The sequence below is a fragment of the Streptomyces sp. yr375 genome, from assembly GCF_900110755.1.
In the GTDB taxonomy this organism is placed as follows: Bacteria; Actinomycetota; Actinomycetes; order Streptomycetales; family Streptomycetaceae; genus Streptomyces.
The window spans coordinates 13,952-31,037 of the sequence record NZ_FOFF01000058.1 but is presented as its reverse complement, the minus strand read 5'-3'; the positions used below and the strand labels follow the sequence as shown (position 1 = coordinate 31,037).

The following is a 17,086-nucleotide window of genomic DNA, read 5'->3' as shown; positions in this document are numbered from 1 at the left end:
CGACCACCTTCTGATACTTCCGACTTCTTCTGGCTACTTCCGACTACTTCCGAGCGAGGAGGCCATGCGTACACCCCGTAGGACCCACACGGCAGGCGCCGACGCGCCGCCCCCCGCGCGCGGGCGACGCGCCCACGCCGGACCCCCTGCCGACGAAGGGCCGGACGAACAGACGGACAGACCGGCGGACGCGATACCCCCGCGCGCGGGAGGCTGGCGCATCCGGCCGCGCACCGTGCGCGCCAAGATCGTCTGCCTGCTGATGGTGCCGGTCGTGTCCCTGCTGGCGCTGTGGGGGTACGCCACCGTCAGTACCGCCCAGGACGTCTCCCGACTGCGCCAGTTGCAGCGCGTGGACTCCCAGGTCCGCGCCCCCGTCGCCGCGGCGGTGACCGCCCTGCAGACCGAGCGGGCGGCCGCCGTGCAGTACGCGACCGCCCCCGCCCCCGGGCAGGACGATGACCTGAAGGCGCTCGCGGAACGCACGGACTTCGCGGTGGCCAAGCTGCGGCTCGGCGACCACAGCACCGTCGCCGACTGCCAGGAACTGCCCACGGGAGTGGCCCAGCGGCTCGAGAGGTTCGTTTCCGGGGCCGAGGGACTCACCTCGCTGCGCACCGCGGTGCTCGACGGCAAGGCCGGCTGGGAGGGCACCTACGGCCGGTACACGAACACGATCTCCGCGGCCTTCTCGGTCGGCGGCGCCCTCTCCGGGATCCAGGACGCCGAACTCGGCTCCGACGCGCGCGTGCTGCTCGAGTTCTCCCGCGCGGGGGAGGCCCTGTCCCAGGAGGACGCCGTGCTCGTCGGCGCCCGTCAGGCCGGACGCCTCGACGGAGAGCGCCTGCGCCGGTTCACCGGCGCCGTCGCCACGCGTCGCACCCTGACGGAGTCGGCCGTCGCGGACCTGCGCGGCCCCGAACGCACCGCCTGGCAGCGCCTCGCCGCCGACAGCGCCTACGCCGCCCTGGCCGCCGCGGAGGACAAGGCGCTGGCCGACGGGCCCGGCGCGAAGGCGATCGCCGCCGCTCCGGCCGGCACCTGGGACAAGGCCCACGCGCGCGTGCAGAACGCGATGCGGACCATCGAGGCGGACGCCGGACGCGATGTCGCCGACCGCGCCGACCCGTTCACCCGCGGCCTGCTCACCCCGGCAGGCGCCGCGGTCCTGCTGGGCCTCGCAGCCGTCGTCGCCTCGCTCGTCATCTCCGTGCGCATCGGCCGCGGACTGGTCGTCGAGCTGGTCAGCCTGCGCAACAGTGCCCTGGAGATCGCCCGGCGCAAACTCCCGGACGCCATGCGGAAGCTGCGCGCCGGGGAGGAGATCGACGTCCGCGCGGAGGCCCCGCCCGGACCTCCCGCCGAGGACGAGACCGGCCAGGTCGCCGAGGCGCTGGGCACCGTGCACCGCGCCGCGTTGCGCGCCGCCGTGGAGCGCGCCGAACTCGCCAGCGGCATCTCCTGGGTGTTCGTCAACCTCGCCCGCCGCAGCCAGGTCCTCGTGCACCGCCAGTTGAGCCTCCTGGACAGCATGGAGCGCCGCTCCGACGACCCGAACGAGCTGAGCGACCTCTTCCGGCTCGACCACCTCACCACCCGTATGCGGCGCCACGCGGAGAGCCTGATCATCCTCTCCGGAGCGGCGCCGGGCCGGGCCTGGCGCATGCCGGTGTCCCTCACCAACGTGATCCGCGCCGCCGTCTCCGAAGTCGAGGACTACGCGCGCGTGGAGGTACGGCAGCTCCCTGAGGCGGCCGTCATCGGCACCGCCGTCGCCGACCTCACCCACCTGCTCGCCGAACTCGTCGAGAACGCCGCCCAGTTCTCGCCCCCGCACACGCGTGTGCGCGTCACCGGCGAACCCGTCGGCAACGGATACGCCGTCGAGGTCGAGGACCGGGGCCTCGGCATGGGCAAGGAGACCCTAGCCGAGGCCAACCGGCGCATCGCGCAGTCCGAGGCGCTCGACCTCTTCGACAGCGACCGGCTCGGTCTGTTCGTGGTCAGCAGGCTCGCCGCCCGCCACGACATCAAGGTCCACCTGCGGACCTCGCCCTACGGCGGCACCACAGCGGTCGTCCTGCTGCCGACGCCCCTGCTGCACAGCGGCAAGCCGGAACGTTCCGCCCGCGAGGTGGCTCAGGCGCAGGATCAGGCGCAGCGGCCCGTGCAACGCGAGTACGCGCGCGTGGCCGCAGCCGACCGACCTGCCTCCGACCGTCATGACTGGCGTGACCGCCACGCCCCCGAACGGCATCAGGAAGCCGTCCCCGCGCCCGCCGGCCGCCCCGCGCTGGTGGCCCCCGTACGGGCGGCCGTCGCCGAACCGGCATTCGCCGACCCACCGCCTCCCGGAGTCACCGCCTTGCGCCTGCACCGCCCCCCGGACGACTCCGAAGGCTCGGACGGCCTCCCGCGCCGGGTGCGGCAGGCCAATCTCGCCCCGCAACTGCGCCGCCCGCTCCAGGAAGCACCGGCCCGGGAGCCCGGGCCGCGCGGCGACGAAGGACGTACCCCCGAAGTCGTACGGGACCGGATGGCCGCGTACCGGGACGGTTGGTCCCGGGGCGGCGGCAGGCAACCCGGCCGCGGAGCCACCCCGGATCCACCGGGCGGCGACAGCAGCGAAGGAGACCCCGCATGATCCAGGACCCGAGCACGAGGTCGGCCCAGCGGTCCGGCGAACTCGACTGGCTGCTGGACGACTTGGTGATGCGCGTGAGCGAGGTACGGCACGCCGTGGTGCTGTCCAACGACGGCCTCGCCGTCGGCGCGTCGAGCGACCTCAGGCGTGAGGACGCCGAACACCTCGCCGCCGTCGCCTCCGGCTTCCACAGCCTCGCCAAGGGCGCCGGCCGGCACTTCGGCGCCGGCGGTGTGCGCCAGACCATGGTGGAGATGGACGACGGCTTCCTGTTCGTGGCCGCCGCGGGCGACGGCTCCTGCCTGGCCGTCCTCACCGCCGTGACCGCCGACATCGGCCTGGTCGCCTACGAGATGGCGCGGCTGGTCAAGCGGGTCGGCGAGCACCTCTACACGCCGACCCGGCTCGCCGCTCGGCCGCCCGCCGCCGGATGAGCCGAGAGAGCGACCCGGGCAGATGACCGACGACATGACCGAGGACAGGACCGGCGCCCCGCGCGAGCTCGGCAGCCAGTGGTACGACAACGAGGCCGGCCCGCTCGTCCGCCCCTACGCCATGACGGGCGGACGCACAAGACCAGGCGGCCCCACCGGAGTGCGCTTCGACCTGATCGCCCTGGTCACCCTGGACCCGGGCGCGCCCGGCACGGACGGCATGGCGCTCGGGCCGGAACACCGCACCCTCATCGACCTCTGCCGTACCGAGACCCAGTCCGTCGCCGAACTCGCGGCGGGCGCGGACCTGCCCGTGGGCGTCGTCAGAGTGCTCCTCGGCGACCTGCTGGAGCTCGGCTGCGTCACCGTCAGCCGTCCGGTCCCGCCGGCGCAGTTGCCCGACGAACGGATTCTGCGCGAAGTGATCGAGGGGCTGCGAGCGCTGTAGACGAACGTTCCATCGGTCAGATCACGGTCGAACCCAGTCGAAGTCGACCGGACTCAGTCGAACTCGGTCTAACTCATCGGAAAACGGCCCCCGTTGTCATGCTGTCGGCTTCGTGCACATGCCGAAGCCGTACGCCCGAACTCTCCCGAGAGAAGTGATCCATGGTCTCCGAGCACTCCGACGCCACGGACGGCGAGACGGCCCCGCTGGCGCTGAAGATTCTGGTCGCCGGCGGGTTCGGCGTGGGCAAGACCACCATGGTGGGCGCGGTCAGCGAGATCAAGCCGCTGCGCACCGAGGAACTGCTCAGCGAAGCCGGTCAGTTGGTGGACGACACCGACGGCGTGGACCAGAAGGTCACCACGACCGTCGCCATGGACTTCGGCCGGATCACCATCCGTTCCGGTCTCTCCCTCTACCTGTTCGGGACGCCGGGGCAGGACCGCTTCTGGTTCCTGTGGGACGAACTGTCGCAGGGGGCTCTCGGCGCGGTGGTCCTGGCCGACACGCGACGCCTGGAGGACTGCTTTCCCGCGGTCGACTACTTCGAGCACCGGCACATCCCGTTCGTGGTGGCCGTCAACTGCTTCACGGGCACGCGGACATACGGCGCCCAGGACGTCTCGCGCGCCCTCGACCTCGACCCGGGCACCCCCGTCGTCCTGTGCGACGCCCGTGACCGCGACTCGGGGAAGGAAGTACTGATCCGGCTGGTCGAGTATGCCGGGCGGATGCACACCGCCCGGCTGCTCGACTCCGTGAGCTGAACGTGCCGTCGTAGGCCCAGGTCAGTCGGCGATGCCCTGCTGCGCCAGGACCTTGTCGATCCCGACGCGGACGAGCAGTTCCCCCGGAACCCCGTTGCGGGCGCCGAACTCCTCGGCACGCTCCTCACCCATGTACCGGGCCGCGATCCGAGCGGCCCAGTGCCGGACCTCGTCGAGGTCCTCCGAGATCCGGGCCCGGCCCTGCAACACCACGAAGTCGAACGGCGGCCGGTCGTCGTCCACGCACAGGGCGATCCGGCCGTCCCGCGCCAGATTGCGCCCCTTCACCGTGTCCTTGCCGGTGTTGAACACCACGTCGTCCCCGTCGAGCAGGAACCAGATCGGCGCCACGTGCGGACTTCCGTCGGCCCGCACGGTCGACAGTTTTCCGGTGCGGGTTCCGTACATGACGAAAGCCCGCCATTCCTCATCGGTCATCTTCTGTGCCATGGCGCCATCTTCCTTGCTCCGGCGGTCGGTCCTGGGGAAGGGTGGCGGACAAGTTCTCCGGCGAGGCGGAGCATCACACGGGGAACGTCACACGAGGAACGTCAGCGGGGAGCGGGACATGGCGCAGGACCAGGATCTGGGCTGGTTGTTGGACGACCTGACCGAGCGCGTCGACCACGTGCGGCACGCACTCGTGCTGTCCAACGACGGGCTGGTGGCGGGCGCGAGCACGGGACTGCGCCGGGAGGACGCGGAGCACCTCGCCGCCGTCTCGTCCGGACTGCAGAGTCTCGCCAAGGGATCAGGACGCCACTTCAGCGCGGGCCGAGTCCGCCAGACGATGATCGAGTTCGACGACGCGGTGCTGTTCGTCACCGCCGCGGGCACCGACAGTTGCCTGTGCGTGCTCAGCGCGGCGGAAGCCGACATGGGTCAGATCGCCTACGAGATGACCCTGCTCGTCAACCGGGTCGGCGAACACCTCACCGTGGATCCCCGACTGCCCGAACGCGCCCCACTGACAGACCTCTGACCTGCATCTTTGTTCTCCTCCGTGGAGTTATCCACAGGCTCGCCACGAGATCCGCAATTCCGGCTACGGTTTTTTCCGAGGCCACCGCGGACAGCGCGGGCCTGCTTCACTCCACTTCACTCCACGGGGGAGATCGGCCATGTCCGACAACATCGTCACGCAACCACACTCCGTTTCCTGCACGCCGAGTCGGGCGGCGCGGGAACTGGACCTGAAGCGAAGCGAGTTCGAACTCGCCGTGCACCTCGGGCGCATCAGGACCACGCCCGACGAAGGCGGAGGGGGCCGTCGGGTGCCCCGCACGGAGATCGACCGGCTGCGCTCGGAACCCGGATTCCCCGAGACACTGCGCGAGAGCGTGCTCGCCGTCGGCACGGGCGACGGCGCCGCCCTCATGGAGGTCCCGCCCACCCGGTTCACCCGCCTCGCACGGGTGGGACTGGTGGTGCCCGTCAGGTTCTATCTCAACCGATACCGGGCCGTCGTGTGGATGTATCTCGCCGACGAGCTGCGGCAGTTCGCCGCCGACAAGACCAACTCGTTCCTGCTCACCGGTCGGACGCCCGAGACGTTGCGGAGCCAACTGGCCGCAGGCGTCGACCTGCGGGCCCGGAACTGGCGGGGCCGCCATCTGGGCTTCCTGCTCCGCCAGACGGATGGCCCCTGGCAGCGCGCCGGAGCCCTGGCCGGGTTCCTCGACCCGCTCCATGTCGCGGAGATCGTCAAGGACCCCTACGAACGCGCCCACCTCAACAGGTTCCGGCCCGGACCCCCGGCCCACGGCACCCCGGGCACGCCGGGTGCGCACCTCGCCGAGAAGATCATGACGGCGGACCACCCCGACGAGATCGCCTGGCTGAGGTTCGACCTGGAACGCACCCTGGACGAAGCCCGTGCCGACCAACCCGCGCCGCGCCCCTCGCCCCAACCGTTCCGGTCGACACCTGCCCCGCCGAAGCCGGTCGCATCGAGTTCCCTGCCCGAACCGGCTCCCACACACCCGGCTCCCACACACCCGGCTCCCACGCACTCGGCTCCCACACACCTGGCCCTCACGCACCCGGCACCGCAACCGGACACGCCCGACGAGCCTGATCGGCCGACACGTGGCCTGCTGAGCCGGCTGCGCCGCCGCCGAAGCACGTGACGCGCAGACGTCCGTGATGCACGTGACGTCCGTGACGTTCGTGTGATGCGCGGGACCGGCGGCTACAGCGCCCGGAAGAGCCCCTCCTGGACGACGGACACCAGCAGGCGCCCTTCCAGGTCGTAGATGCGCCCGCGAGCCAGCCCCCGTCCGCCGGTGGCGATCGGCGACTCCTGGTCGTACAGGAACCACTCGTCCGCGCGGAACGGCCGATGGAACCACATCGCGTGATCCAGCGACGCCATGTCGAAGTTCCGCGGACCCCACAGGGGTTCGACCGGGAGGCGGACGGCGTCCAGGAGCGTCATGTCGCTGGCGTATGTGAGGGCGCAGGTGTGGACGAGCGGATCGTCGCCGAGCGGCCCGACCGCGCGCATCCACACCGCGCTGCGCGGCTCGGCACCCTTGATGTCCTCCGCGCTCCAGCGCAGCCGGTCCGCGTACCGGATGTCGAAGGGCTGTCGGCGCGCCATGCGCTCCAACTGCTCGGGCAACGCGCCCAGATGCTCCCGGACCTCGTCCATGACCGTCGGCAGGGAGTCCGGGTCCGGGACATCGCGGGCCGGCGGCAGTTGGTGCTCGAAGGGACCTTCCTCAGGCTTGTGAAAGGAGGCGGTGAGATTGAAGATCGTGCGCCCCTGCTGCACGGCGGTGACCCGGCGGGTGGTGAAGGACCGCCCGTCCCGTACCCGTTCGACCTGGTACACGATGGGCACGCCCGGCCGGCCCGGGCGCAGGAAGTACGCGTGCAACGAATGCACGGGCCGGTCGCCTTCGGTGGTCCGGCCGGCCGCCACCAGCGCCTGGCCCGCGACCTGGCCGCCGAACACCCGCTGCAGGGACTCCAGCGGGCTGCGGCCGCGGAAGATGTTGACCTCGATCTGCTCCAGGTCGAGCAGGTCGACGAGTCTCTCGGCCGGATTCGTCATCGGTGCGCTCCTCCTGTGCCCTCTGCCATGCCTTGTTCTGTACGTACTCGGCCGCCTGCTTCGCCGTCTGCCTCGCTGGTCACAACTGGCCGACGGCGGTGACGCGCAGGACCGCGCGGCTCTCGGCGTCGGAGGCCGTGAGGTCGACCTCCGCACTGATGCCCCAGTCGTGATCGTCGTTCGGGTCGTCGAAGATCTGGCGGACCCGCCACAGGGCGTTCTGCGGCTCCTCCTGGATGACGAGCAGCTTGGGACCCCGGGCGTCCGGACCGGTACCGAGGTCGTCGTACTCGTCCCAGTACTTGTCCATCGCCTCGCCCCACGCGTCGGCGTCCCAGCCGGACTCGGCGTCCAACTCGCCCAGCGCGTCGACGTGGTCGAGGGCGGCGAGCTCGACACGGCGGAACATCGCGTTGCGGACCAGGACACGGAAGGCACGGGCGTTGGCGGTGACCGGCTTGACCTCGTCGGCCTTCTCCTGGGCTTCCTCGGCGGTCATCTCCTCCGGGTTGGCGAGTTGCTCCCACTCGTCCAGCAGGCTCGAGTCGACCTGGCGCACCATCTCGCCCAGCCACTCGATCAGGTCCTGCAGATCCTCGGACTTGAGGTCGTCGGGGACGGTGTGGTCGAGGGCCTTGTAGGCGCTGGCCAGGTAGCGCAGCACGATGCCCTCGGTGCGGGCCAGCTCGTAGTGCGACACCAACTCGGTGAAGGACATGGCCCGTTCGTACATGTCACGGATGACGGACTTCGGCGACAACGGGTGGTCGCCGACCCACGGGTGGCTCTTGCGGTAGGTGTTGTACGCGTGGAAGAGCAGCTCCTCCAGCGGCTTCGGGTACGTGACGTCCTGGAGGCGCTCCATGCGCTCCTCGTACTCGACGCCGTCCGCCTTCATCGCGGCCACCGCCTCGCCGCGCGCCTTGTTCTGCTGGGCGGCCAGGATCTGCCGCGGATCGTCCAACGTGGACTCGACGACGGAGACCATGTCGAGTGCGTAGGACGGCGACTCCGGGTCGAGCAGTTCGAACGCGGCCAGCGCGAAGGTGGACAGCGGCTGGTTCAGCGCGAAGTCCTGCTGGAGGTCCACGGTGAGGCGGACGATACGGCCCGTGCCGTCGGGTTCGTCGAGCTTCTCGACGATTCCGCCGTCCAGCAGCGAGCGGTAGATCGCGATCGCGCGCCGGATGTGCCGCAGTTGCTGCTTGCGCGGCTCGTGGTTGTCCTCCAGCAGGTGTCGCATCGCCTCGAAGGCGTTGCCGGGCCGGGCGATAACCGACAGCAGCATCGTGTGCGTCACCCGGAAACGCGACGTCAGCGGTTCCGGTTCCGACTCGATGAGCTTGTCGAAGGTGTTCTCCGTCCAGCCGACAAAGCCTTCCGGCGCTTTCTTGCGCACCACCTTGCGACGCTTCTTCGGGTCGTCGCCGGCCTTCGTCAGCGCCTTCTCGTTCTCGATGACGTGCTCGGGCGCTTGGGCGACCACGTAGCCCGCCGTGTCGAAACCGGCCCGCCCGGCCCGGCCGGCGATCTGGTGGAACTCACGGGCCCGCAGGGTGCGCACCCGGTTGCCGTCGTACTTGGTCAGCGCCGTGAACAGCACGGTGCGGATGGGCACGTTGACGCCCACGCCCAGCGTGTCCGTACCGCAGATCACCTTCAGCAGGCCGGCCTGGGCGAGCTTCTCCACCAGCCGTCGGTACTTGGGCAGCATGCCGGCGTGGTGGACGCCGATGCCGTGCCGCACGTAGCGCGAGAGGTTGCTGCCGAACTTCGTGGTGAAGCGGAACTTGCCGATCAGGTCGGCGATCTGCTCCTTCTCCTCGCGCGAGCACATGTTGATGCTCATCAGCGCCTGCGCCCGCTCCACCGCCTGCGCCTGCGTGAAGTGCACGATGTAGACGGGCGCCTGCTTCGTGGCCAGCAGGTCGGTGAGCGTCTCCGTCATCGGCGTGTACTGGTACTCGTAGGAGAGCGGTACGGGCCGGGTCGCCGAGCGGACCACCGACGTGGGGCGGCCGGTGCGCCGCTTGAGGTCCTGCTCGAAGAAGGACACGTCGCCCAGCGTGGCCGACATGAGGACGAACTGCGCCTGCGGCAGCTCCAGGATGGGGATCTGCCACGCCCAGCCGCGGTCGCCCTCCGCGTAGAAGTGGAACTCGTCCATGACGACCTGGCCGACGTCCGCGTTCTTGCCGTCGCGCAGCGCGATCGACGCGAGCACCTCGGCGGTGCAGCAGATGACCGGGGCGTCGGAGTTCACGGACGCGTCGCCGGTCAGCATGCCGACGTTCTCCGTGCCGAAGATCTTGCACAGTTCGAAGAACTTCTCCGACACCAGCGCCTTGATCGGGGCCGTGTAGAAGGTGACCTCGTCGCGGGCGAGGGCCGCGAAGTGCGCGGCCGCCGCGATCATGCTCTTGCCGGAGCCGGTGGGCGTCGACACGATCACGTTCGCCCCGGAGACCACCTCGATCAGCGCCTCCTCCTGATGGGAGTAGAGCGTCAGACCGCGCTCCTGCGCCCAGGACTCGAAGGCTTCGTACAGGGCGTCGGGATCTGCGGTCGGCGGCAACTGATCGATGAGGGTCACGACCCCATCTTGCCTGTCCGCGCCCTTGATGGGGGAATCGGCTGCCGGCCCGAAGATCACGACCGCTACGCTGTGTCGCCGACGGAGCGTTATCGCACCCGGTCAACTGGACAGCGGTACACGAGGAATAGGGCGGGCAACGGCCATGATGGGACCAGCACACTCACTGTCGGGCGCCGCCGCCTGGCTCGGCGTCGGTGCGGCCGCCGCGGCGGCCGGGCACACGATGCCCTGGCCGGTCCTGCTCGTCGGTGCGCTGATCTGCGCAGGCGCGGCACTCGCCCCGGATCTCGACCACAAGGCCGCCACCATCTCCCGGGCCTTCGGCCCCGTCTCGCGCTGGCTCTGCGAGATCGTCGACAAGCTCTCCTACGCCGTCTACAAGTCCACGAGGAAGCAGGGCGACCCGCGTCGCTCCGGAGGGCACCGCACGCTCACCCACACCTGGCTGTGGGCGGTCATGATCGGCGCGGGCGCTTCGGCGTTGGCGATCACCGGGGGCCGCTGGGCGGTGCTGGCGATCCTCTTCGTGCACATGGTGCTGGCGATCGAGGGCCTGCTGTGGCGGGCCGCCCGGGGTTCCAGCAGCGACGTGCTGGTGTGGCTGCTCGCCGCGACCAGTGCGTGGATCCTCGCCGGTGTGCTCGACAAGCCGGGCAACGGCGCGGGCTGGCTGTTCACGGACCCGGGCCAGGAGTACCTGTGGCTGGGGCTGCCGATCGTGCTGGGCGCGCTGGTGCACGACATCGGGGACGCGCTGACCGTCTCCGGCTGCCCGGTCCTGTGGCCCATCCCGATCGGGCGCAAGCGCTGGTACCCGATCGGTCCGCCCAAGGCGATGCGGTTCCGGGCGGGCAGTTGGGTCGAGCTGAAGGTGCTGATGCCCGTGTTCATGCTGCTCGGCGGAGTGGGCGGGGCCGCCGCCCTCAACTACATCTGACGGACGGTGCGATGGGTGCTGCCGGCCGGTGCGGCAGCCGCGGTGACGGCGGCGATCACGGAGGTGTCGGCGGTGGTGTCAGCGGCGGCGTCGGCGGTGGTGTCAGCGGTGGCGTCGGCACTGGTTCAGGTCATCGCCCCGCCGTCGCCGTAGCGCCGCTCGAAGCGGGCCAGGCGGCCCTCCGTGTCCACAGTGCGTGCCGTGCCGGTGTAGAAGGGGTGGCTCTCCGAGGAGATCTCCACGTCCACGACCGGGTAGGTCTCGCCGTCGTCCCACTCGATCGTCTGGTCGCTGGCCGCCGTGGACCGGGTGAGGAAGGCGTAACCGGCCGTGCGGTCGCGGAAGACGACCGGGTGGTAGTCGGGCTGTTTGTCCTGCTGCATGCGTGCTCCTCGTGGGGTGCAGGCGGCGGCGACGGGCCGGGAACGGCCGGGCCGGCCGCGGGCGGGTCAACCGGACAGGGCGTCCTCGTCGACGATGTGCATCGCGGCCTCCTCGGCGGAGGCGGCAGCGCCGTCGATGCCCACGTCCGTGGCGATCAGCGCGCTCTCCTCGTCCTCGTGGACGCCTTCGTCCGGTGCCACGAGCCGGCCGGAGCGGGCGGCGCCGACCTCGTTGTCGAGGAGTTCCCCGTCGGTGCCGTCGCAGTCGCCGAGGCCGTCGCCGTCGGGCACGTCGAGGTCCGGGAGCTCTTCCGCAAGCCGCTGGTCCAGGCTCTCCCCCTGTCGGCGCTCCGCGGCGGTCACACCGGTGTGTTCCACGGCCCAGGGGCGGTCCGGAGGCGACCAGCCGCGGTCGAGGGGGTCCCCGACGCCGTCGTTCTCCAGGGTGTCCTCCACGTCGAGCAGTCCCGCGTCCTCCTGGATGTCGGACGCGTCGGGCTGGTAGACGTCGTCTCCCCATCCGTCGGCGCTGTTCACGGGTACCTCCAGGGGGTGACGGGCCCGTACTCTCCGCAGTCGGCGGTGGGATACCGCCGTACGGAGCACCGGCCGGGCGCGGCGTGTTCGGGAGGGTTTCCGAGTGCGTCGCGCGCGGGTGCCGCTATCCAGCGTTCCACCCCGCTTCGGGACCGCGCAACGCCAAAGCACGCACCGGGGCGGGCCCGGGTCGCCTCGGCCCGAGCGTCGGGCCCGCGACCTGGGGCTGCCCACATGCCCCTGCGTGCCGCCCCGGACACGGATGCTTGCTCTCCTCCCGGAGGCTCCGCAGAGGGTGCCGTCACCAGGGCCAGCACCACCACCTCCGGTGCCGGCCGCCCTACCGGCACCAGTACCGGCCGCGACACCCGGCTCCGGCTCCGGCTCCGGCCCCGGCCCCGGCCCCGGCTCCGGCTCCGGCTCCGGCTCCGGCCCCGGCCTCGGCTCCGGCCCCGGTTCCGGACTCGCACCGAGGCCCCCAGCCCTCGTGCCGGCGCCGACCTCCGGCACTGGCACGAGGCCTCCTCACCCGTGCCACGACCGCCAGAGTGCCGCGTACGCTCCGTCCGCCGCGACCAGCTCGGCATGGCTGCCCAGCTCGCTGATGCGGCCGTTCTCGACGACGGCGATGACGTCGGCGTCGTGGGCGGTGTGCAGGCGGTGGGCGATGGCGACGACGGTGCGGCCGTCCAGGACGCGGGCGAGGGACCGCTCCAGATGGCGGGCGGCACGCGGGTCGAGCAGCGAGGTCGCCTCGTCCAGGACCAGCGTGTGGGGGTCGGCCAGCACCAGGCGGGCCAGCGCGATCTGCTGGGCCTGCGCCGGGGTGAGCGCAGCGCCGCCGGAGCCGACATCGGTGTCGAGGCCGTCGTCCAGCGCCCGGGCCCAGCCGTCCGCGTCGACCGCGCCCAGCGCCGCCCACAGCTCGGCGTCCGCCGCACCCGTCCGGGCGAGCCGGAGGTTGTCGCGCAGGGAGCCGACGAAGACGTGATGCTCCTGGTTGACGAGCGCCACGTGGGAACGGACCCGTTCGGCGGTCATCCGCGACAGCTCGGCACCGCCGAGGGTGATCCGGCCGTCGCGCGGCGCGTAGATCCCGGCGAGCAGCCGCCCCAGCGTGGACTTGCCCGCGCCCGAAGGGCCGACCAGGGCCAGCCGGGTCCCGGGGGAGACCTCCAGGGACACCTTGCGCAGCACGTCGACGCCCTCGCGGTAGCCGAAGTGCACCCGGTCGGCGAGCACGTCGCGGCCGTCCGGCGCAAGCCCGGAGTCCCCGCCGTCCGGCTCGATGTCGCGCACTCCGACGAGGCGGGCCAGCGACACCTGAGCAACTTGAAGTTCGTCGTACCAGCGGAGGATGAGATTGACCGGGTCGACGAGCATCTGCGCCAGGAGCGCGCCCGTCGTCAGTTGACCGACCCCTATCCAGCCCTGAAGGACGAACACACCGCCGAGCATGAGGACCGAGCCGAGCACCGTGACGTGCACGAGGTTGATGACGGGGAAGAGCACCGACCGCAGCCACAGCGTGTACCGCTCCCACGCGGTCCACTGCTGGATGCGCTGCTCCGAGAGCGCGACGCGACGATCGCCCAGCCGGTGGGCCTCGACGGTGCGGCCGGCGTCCACGGTCTCGGCGAGGGCGGCGGCCACGGCGGCGTACCCGGCGGCCTCCGAGCGGTAGCCGACGGGCGCCCGTTTGAAGTACCAGCGGCACCCGACCACCAGGAGCGGCACCGCGAGCAGTACGGCAGGCGCCAGCGGCGGTGCCGTGACGACGAGCCCGCCGAGCAGCAGCAGCGCCCACATCACGCCGATCGTGAGCTGGGGCACGGCCTCCCGCATCGCGTTGGCCAGCCGGTCGATGTCCGTCGTGATCCGGGACAGCAGGTCGCCCGTCCCGGCCCGCTCCAGCACGCCCGGCGGCAGCCGGACCGACCGTACGAGGAAGTCCTCGCGCAGGTCGGCCAACATCCGTTCGCCGAGCATCGCGCCGCGCAGCCGTACCTGCCGTGTGAAGGCGGCATGGACGACCAGGGCGAGCACGAACAGCGAGGCGGTGAAGCCGAGATGGAGCTCGCGCGCTCCGTCCGACAGCCGCTCCACGAGATCGCCGAGCAGCCAAGGACCCACCATCGAGGCGACCGTGGCGACCGTGTTGACGAACAGGAGCAGCAGGAAGGCGCGGCGGTGCCGGCGCAGGAGTTCGGCCACGTAGGCGCGTACGGTCGCGGGGGCGCCGACGGGCAGGGTGTTCGCCGTCGTCGGTGCCGCCGGGTCGAACGCGGGCGGCGCCACGCCGATCATGCGGTCTCCTCGATGATCTCTTCGCGGTCGATGTCTTCTAGACCGTCGGTCAGTCCGTCGGTCAGTTCGTCGGTTACTTCGTTGGTTAGTTCGGCGGTTTCGAGTCCGTTGGCTTTGAGGCCGTCGACTTCGAGTTCGCCGTCGTCCAAGTGCTTCAACACGCCGTTCAGGGTGGCCTCTTCGTCGGTCTCCCTGGTGACCACGGCCCGGTACCGGGGCTCGGTGTGCAGCAGTTCGCGGTGCAGGCCGACCGTGACGGCCTCGCCCTCGTGCACGAGCACGACCCGGTCGGCCCGGTCCAGCAGCAGCGGGGACGAGGTGAACACGACCGTCGTGCGCCCCGCGCGCAGTTCGCGCAGTCCTTCGGCGATCCGTGCCTCGGTGTGCGAGTCGACGGCCGAGGTGGGCTCGTCCAGGACGAGCACCTCGGGGTCCGTGTACAGGGAGCGGGCCAGCGCGAGCCGTTGCCGCTGGCCACCGGAGAGGGACCGGCCGCGTTCGGTGATACGTGCGTCCAGCGGGTCGTCGGCGTCCAACGAGCCCTGTACGAGCGCTTCGAGGACGTCCCCGCACTGGGCGGCGGCGAGCGCCGCACCGGCGTCGACCTTGCCCGAGGCGGGCACGTCGAGCAGGTCGCGCAGCCTGCCGGACAGCAGCACCGGGTCCTTGTCCTGGACGAGGACGGCCGTGCGCGCGCGGTCCAGCGGCAGTTCGTCCAGCGGGACGCCGCCGAGCAGCACCGACGGACCGTCTTCCGGGGGGTGTCCGCCCAGCCGTTCCGCCAGTTGTCCGGCCGCGTCCGGGTCGCCGCACACCACGGCGGTGAGCCGGGCGGCCGGGGCGAGCAGGCCGGTGGCGGGGTCGTACAGGTCGCCCGAGGGTGTGTCGGCCGTCCGTGATCCGCCGATGTCGGTGACCCGTTCCAGGGACAGCACGCGTGCGGCCCGTTTGGCCGACGGACGCGAGAAGGAGTAGGCCATCGCGATCTCCTCGAAGTGCCTGAGGGGATAGGCCAGGACCATGACGGAGCTGTAGACCGTGACCAGTTCGCCGACGGTGATGCGGCCCTCGCGGGCCAGGCGGACGCCGTAGCAGACGACCGCGATCAGCAGCAGGCCGGGCAGCAGCACCTGGATGGCGCTGATCAGGGACCACATGCGCGCGCTGCGCACGGCGGCGTGCCGGACCTCCTGGGAGGCGCTGCGGTAGCGGTCGAGGAACAGTTCCTCGCCGCCGATCCCGCGCAGCACCCGCAGGCCGGCCACGGTGTCCGAGGCGAGCTCGGTGGCGCGTCCGGCCTTCTCGCGCTGGACGTCGGCCCGTCGTGTCGCCGCGGGCAGCAGGGGCAGCGCCGCGAGCGCGACGACGGGCAGGCCGACGGCGACGACCACGCCGAGGGCCGGCTGGTAGACGACCAGGCCGACGCAGACCAGCACGACCGTGGCGGCCGCGGCGGTGAAGCGGGACACGGCCTCCACGAACCAGCCGATCTTCTCGACGTCGCCCGTGGACACGGCCACCACCTCACCGGCCGCGACCCGCCGGGTCAGCGCGGAGCCGAGCTGCGAGGCCTTGCGGGCCAGCAGTTGCTGGACCCGGGCGGCGGCGGTGATCCAGTTGGTGACGGCGGCCCGGTGCAGGAAGGTGTCGCCGATCGCGGTGGCGGCACCGAACAGGGCCATCAGCCCGCCGGCGAGGGCGAGCCGGGTACCGGAGCGGTTTACGACGGCCTCGACGGCGAACCCGACGCAGAACGGCTGCGCCGAGACGGCGACGAAGTGCAGCAGCCCCCAGGCCAGGGACTTGAGCTGGCCGCCCAACTGATTGCGGCCGAGCCACCACAGGAAGCGGGGGCCCGAGCGGGCGTCCGGCACACCCGGGTCGGGGTACGGAAGGTCTTGGATCTGCATGACGTCCCAGTGGCTCGAGTCAGGGGAGGGGGATAGGCGGAAAGGGCGGAGGGAGGGGAAGACGGGGTGGGGGAGGCAAGGGAGTTGACGCGCGGGAACGGCCGCGGGGAGCGGCAACAAACCGTGCAAGGTTCGCGTCGCAGCGTGGTGGAAATCAACCTGTTTTCCGTTGCGGCGAACGGATCCGGCAGCCGTCCGACGCGGCCCGGATGTCCGGAACCTGCCGCAAACGACCGGAAAGTGATGCGAGCATGGCCCGATGCGACATGGCGAGGTGCGGCGCGTCGGGGCCGCGACGGTGACCTGTGGTCTTCTGCTCGCGGCCCTGGCCGCGTGCGGTGGTTCGGGCGCGGAACACGGGCGGGGCGGTTCGGCGGGGGCGGGTGCAGAAGGCGGCGTCGTCCCGTCGATGAGTACGGCCGCGGCGACCGATCTCCCGGGCGTCGGGAAGCGGTTGCAAGGGCGGATTCCCGCTGAATCGCGCCAGGTCGTGGCGGTGTACGGCGAAGGAAAGGACTCGGCGGACGCCACCGTCGTCTTCTACGCCAAGCGTGGCCCGACCTGGGAGCCGGTCCAAAGCTGGCCGGGGCACAACGGCAAGAAGGGCTGGACCGCCGACCACCACCTCGGCGACAACCGCAGCCCGGTCGGCGTGTTCACGCTCACCGCCGCGGGCGGCGTCCTGGACGACCCCGGCGCCAGGCTGCCGTACACGCAGTCCGAGGATTTCGGGGCGCCGCACTGGTGGGATCGGTCGCACTGGCACGACTTCGACTACGTCATCGCCATCGACTACAACCGCGTCAAGGGCACGCCGCCCGACGATCCGACCCAACCCGAGGGCGAGGAGAAGGGTGGCGGGATCTGGCTGCACATGGACCACGGCAGCGGTACGTCGGCCTGCGTCAGCCTGTCCAAGACGGCGATGGAATACCTGCTGCGCACGCTCGACCCGGATCAGCATCCCGTGGTGCTCATGGGAGACAGGGTCGCGCTGAAGGGCTAGCCCTTCCGGCGGAGGTGCCAGGCGTCAGGAGTCCGGAGGCCTCATTGCGGGGAAGGGGC

The 17,086-nt window shown here is 71.3% G+C and carries 15 protein-coding genes; 8 read left to right on the top strand and 7 right to left on the bottom strand.

Annotated elements, in window-relative coordinates; genetic code table 11:
- The first annotated feature begins 64 nt into the window (after positions 1 to 64).
- From BMZ82_RS34975 to BMZ82_RS34960, 4 genes are all read left to right on the top strand, one after another.
- Entirely contained in the window at positions 65 to 2,644 is a 2,580-nt protein-coding gene (locus BMZ82_RS34975; RefSeq protein ID WP_093781429.1) for a sensor histidine kinase, read from the top strand.
- Complete coding sequence (locus BMZ82_RS34970) at positions 2,641 to 3,078, top strand: roadblock/LC7 domain-containing protein (protein ID WP_093781428.1); 438 nt, start codon at positions 2,641 to 2,643, stop codon at positions 3,076 to 3,078. Before BMZ82_RS34975 ends, BMZ82_RS34970 begins: the two co-directional genes overlap by 4 nt.
- A gap of 34 nt (positions 3,079 to 3,112) precedes the next feature.
- Positions 3,113 to 3,526 (top strand): DUF742 domain-containing protein, encoded by a 414-nt coding sequence (locus BMZ82_RS34965; protein ID WP_093781444.1) that lies wholly within the window; start codon positions 3,113 to 3,115, stop codon positions 3,524 to 3,526.
- A 161-nt stretch (positions 3,527 to 3,687) separates the two neighbouring features.
- Positions 3,688 to 4,293: a GTP-binding protein gene (locus tag BMZ82_RS34960; RefSeq protein WP_093781427.1), complete on the top strand. Its 606-nt coding sequence runs from the start codon at positions 3,688 to 3,690 to the stop codon at positions 4,291 to 4,293.
- Between the two features lie 21 nt (positions 4,294 to 4,314).
- Here the strand turns inward: BMZ82_RS34960 and BMZ82_RS34955 are convergent, their stop codons facing one another.
- Positions 4,315 to 4,743: a PPOX class F420-dependent oxidoreductase gene (locus BMZ82_RS34955; RefSeq protein ID WP_093781426.1), complete on the bottom strand. Its 429-nt coding sequence runs from the start codon at positions 4,741 to 4,743 to the stop codon at positions 4,315 to 4,317.
- Positions 4,744 to 4,861: 118 nt separating this feature from the next.
- Here BMZ82_RS34955 and BMZ82_RS34950 point away from each other — a divergent pair, with 118 nt between their 5' ends.
- Positions 4,862 to 5,275, top strand: a complete 414-nt coding sequence (locus BMZ82_RS34950; RefSeq protein WP_093781425.1) for a roadblock/LC7 domain-containing protein — start codon at positions 4,862 to 4,864, stop codon at positions 5,273 to 5,275.
- 139 nt (positions 5,276 to 5,414) lie between these two features.
- Entirely contained in the window at positions 5,415 to 6,422 is a 1,008-nt protein-coding gene (locus BMZ82_RS34945) for a DUF6397 family protein (RefSeq protein ID WP_093781424.1), read from the top strand.
- Between the two features lie 62 nt (positions 6,423 to 6,484).
- Here the strand turns inward: BMZ82_RS34945 and BMZ82_RS34940 are convergent, their stop codons facing one another.
- The gene (locus BMZ82_RS34940) at positions 6,485 to 7,351 is read right to left on the bottom strand and encodes an acyl-CoA thioesterase (protein WP_093781423.1); all 867 of its coding nucleotides are present in this window, start codon (positions 7,349 to 7,351) and stop codon (positions 6,485 to 6,487) included.
- 79 nt (positions 7,352 to 7,430) lie between these two features.
- The gene (locus BMZ82_RS34935; protein WP_177244811.1) at positions 7,431 to 9,944 is read right to left on the bottom strand and encodes a DEAD/DEAH box helicase; all 2,514 of its coding nucleotides are present in this window, start codon (positions 9,942 to 9,944) and stop codon (positions 7,431 to 7,433) included.
- Between the two features lie 145 nt (positions 9,945 to 10,089).
- On the opposite strand from BMZ82_RS34935, the gene BMZ82_RS34930 reads away from it, so the two are divergent.
- The gene (locus tag BMZ82_RS34930) at positions 10,090 to 10,884 is read left to right on the top strand and encodes a metal-dependent hydrolase (protein ID WP_093781422.1); all 795 of its coding nucleotides are present in this window, start codon (positions 10,090 to 10,092) and stop codon (positions 10,882 to 10,884) included.
- A gap of 125 nt (positions 10,885 to 11,009) precedes the next feature.
- Here BMZ82_RS34930 and BMZ82_RS34925 read toward each other — a convergent pair whose 3' ends face one another.
- The 4 genes from BMZ82_RS34925 to BMZ82_RS34910 form a co-directional block, all read right to left on the bottom strand.
- The gene (locus BMZ82_RS34925) at positions 11,010 to 11,267 is read right to left on the bottom strand and encodes a type B 50S ribosomal protein L31 (RefSeq protein ID WP_093781421.1); all 258 of its coding nucleotides are present in this window, start codon (positions 11,265 to 11,267) and stop codon (positions 11,010 to 11,012) included.
- A 66-nt stretch (positions 11,268 to 11,333) separates the two neighbouring features.
- Entirely contained in the window at positions 11,334 to 11,804 is a 471-nt protein-coding gene (locus BMZ82_RS34920) for a DUF5709 domain-containing protein (protein ID WP_093781420.1), read from the bottom strand.
- 525 nt (positions 11,805 to 12,329) lie between these two features.
- Positions 12,330 to 14,111, bottom strand: coding sequence for an ABC transporter ATP-binding protein (locus BMZ82_RS34915; protein ID WP_093781419.1), 1,782 nt, complete (start codon positions 14,109 to 14,111; stop codon positions 12,330 to 12,332).
- Positions 14,108 to 16,021, bottom strand: coding sequence for an ABC transporter transmembrane domain-containing protein (locus BMZ82_RS34910; protein ID WP_093781418.1), 1,914 nt, complete (start codon positions 16,019 to 16,021; stop codon positions 14,108 to 14,110). The genes BMZ82_RS34915 and BMZ82_RS34910 overlap by 4 nt, the downstream gene beginning before the upstream one ends.
- Before the next feature lie 259 nt (positions 16,022 to 16,280).
- On the opposite strand from BMZ82_RS34910, the gene BMZ82_RS34905 reads away from it, so the two are divergent.
- Complete coding sequence (locus BMZ82_RS34905) at positions 16,281 to 17,027, top strand: L,D-transpeptidase family protein (RefSeq protein ID WP_177244810.1); 747 nt, start codon at positions 16,281 to 16,283, stop codon at positions 17,025 to 17,027.
- The last annotated feature ends 59 nt before the right edge of the window (positions 17,028 to 17,086 follow it).

Excerpts from the sequence above, each read along its gene's own strand:
- BMZ82_RS34975 (WP_093781429.1), top strand. The coding sequence starts at position 65 with ATGCGTACACCCCGTAGGACCCACACGGCAGGCGCCGACGCGCCGCCC.
- BMZ82_RS34970 (WP_093781428.1), top strand. The coding sequence starts at position 2,641 with ATGATCCAGGACCCGAGCACGAGGTCGGCCCAGCGGTCCGGCGAACTC.
- BMZ82_RS34965 (WP_093781444.1), top strand. The coding sequence starts at position 3,113 with ATGACCGAGGACAGGACCGGCGCCCCGCGCGAGCTCGGCAGCCAGTGG.
- BMZ82_RS34960 (WP_093781427.1), top strand. The coding sequence starts at position 3,688 with ATGGTCTCCGAGCACTCCGACGCCACGGACGGCGAGACGGCCCCGCTG.
- BMZ82_RS34955 (WP_093781426.1), bottom strand. The coding sequence starts at position 4,743 with ATGGCACAGAAGATGACCGATGAGGAATGGCGGGCTTTCGTCATGTAC.
- BMZ82_RS34950 (WP_093781425.1), top strand. The coding sequence starts at position 4,862 with ATGGCGCAGGACCAGGATCTGGGCTGGTTGTTGGACGACCTGACCGAG.
- BMZ82_RS34945 (WP_093781424.1), top strand. The coding sequence starts at position 5,415 with ATGTCCGACAACATCGTCACGCAACCACACTCCGTTTCCTGCACGCCG.
- BMZ82_RS34940 (WP_093781423.1), bottom strand. The coding sequence starts at position 7,351 with ATGACGAATCCGGCCGAGAGACTCGTCGACCTGCTCGACCTGGAGCAG.
- BMZ82_RS34930 (WP_093781422.1), top strand. The coding sequence starts at position 10,090 with ATGATGGGACCAGCACACTCACTGTCGGGCGCCGCCGCCTGGCTCGGC.
- BMZ82_RS34925 (WP_093781421.1), bottom strand. The coding sequence starts at position 11,267 with ATGCAGCAGGACAAACAGCCCGACTACCACCCGGTCGTCTTCCGCGAC.
- BMZ82_RS34915 (WP_093781419.1), bottom strand. The coding sequence starts at position 14,111 with ATGATCGGCGTGGCGCCGCCCGCGTTCGACCCGGCGGCACCGACGACG.
- BMZ82_RS34910 (WP_093781418.1), bottom strand. The coding sequence starts at position 16,021 with ATGCAGATCCAAGACCTTCCGTACCCCGACCCGGGTGTGCCGGACGCC.
- BMZ82_RS34905 (WP_177244810.1), top strand. The coding sequence starts at position 16,281 with ATGCGACATGGCGAGGTGCGGCGCGTCGGGGCCGCGACGGTGACCTGT.